This is a genomic window from Pseudomonas sp. 1121_17 (genome assembly GCF_052850745.1).
The window spans coordinates 1-1,207 of the sequence record NZ_VXCX01000031.1; the positions used below are offsets into that span (position 1 = coordinate 1).

Genomic DNA, 1,207 nt, shown 5'->3' on the forward strand with positions numbered 1-1,207 from the left:
ATGGCGCCCAATTGGAGGCAAAATCAGTGCGCAAGTCTTATTCGAAAGAACACAAAATCCAAGCTGCTGAAATGGTGCTGGACGGTGGCCAGTCAGTTCCTGAGGTATGCGAAATCCTCGGGATTGGCCGCACCGCCCTTCGCCGTTGGGTTGAGCAGGTAAGGCAGGAGAGAGAAGGTAAGGTTCCGGCTGGAGCCAAAGCCATCACTCCGGAGCAGCAACGCATTGAAGAACTGGAAGCACTGGTTCGTCAAAAGGACCGGGATATCGAAATCCTAAAAAAGGCCAGTGCTCTCCTGCTTCGGGACTCCAAAGATCGTTCTCGCTGATCAACGAGCTGAGTGAGCAATACAGTGTTGTCGACTGCTGTCGCGTGCTTGGGGTCAAGCGCAGCAGTTTCTATGCATGGCGCAAACGCCAAGGGCGTGAAAATCCTGACAGGGATGCTCTACGCTCGCGCGTAATCAACCATTTCACGGCGTCACGAAGCTCCGCAGGCTCACGCACATTGATGCAGGAATTGCGGCGTGAAGGCCGTGAGGTCGGGCGTTACAAAGTGCGTGCGCTTATGCGTGAAGCTGGCCTGAAATGCCGGCAACGCAGGCCGCACCGGTATCGCTCATCAGGCACGGAAGCACTGATTGCGGAAAACCAACTGAAGCGCAACTTCAAAGTTTCGACGATCAACGAGGTTTGGTGTGGCGATGTGACTTACATCCAGGTTGGCAGACGTTGGCTGTACTTGGCCGCAGTGATCGACTTGTACGCACGTCGAGTTGTGGGCTGGGCGTTTTCAATGACTGCCGATGCCAGGTTAGCCTGTGACGCGCTGCGCATGGCGTCTGAGTCCAGAGGCAAGCCTAAGGGCGTGATGTTTCATTCAGATCAAGGTTGTCAGTACACCAGCCATAAATTCAGGGCTGCGCTTGAAGAGTGCGGTTTGAAACAGAGCATGAGCCACCGTGGTCAATGCTGGGACAATGCCGCCATGGAGCGATTCTTCGGGGCATTGAAATCAGAATGGATGCCAGCAGGAGGCTATGAATCCGAAGCTGAAGCTAAAGCCGACATCATGGCTTACTTGGTGCGCTACAACCTCAAGCGCCTCCACAGCTACAACGGCTACGAGACCCCGGTAGCTATGGAGGAAAAGCTCAGGGCAGCGGCATGAACCTAAACCGGTGTCCAAAATTACTTGACCAGATCA

General features: G+C 54.5%; 1 protein-coding gene. It reads left to right on the forward strand.

Going from position 1 to position 1,207, the window contains the following annotated elements; translation table 11 throughout:
• The first annotated feature begins 71 nt into the window (after positions 1-71).
• Positions 72-1,171, forward strand: a protein-coding gene (locus tag FW789_RS24280) for an IS3 family transposase (RefSeq protein ID WP_446432149.1) whose coding sequence is annotated in 2 segments (ribosomal slippage) — positions 72-276 and positions 276-1,171 — 1,101 coding nt in all. Because the reading frame shifts where the segments join, the coding sequence is not laid out codon by codon here.
• Positions 1,172-1,207: the final 36 nt, after the last annotated feature.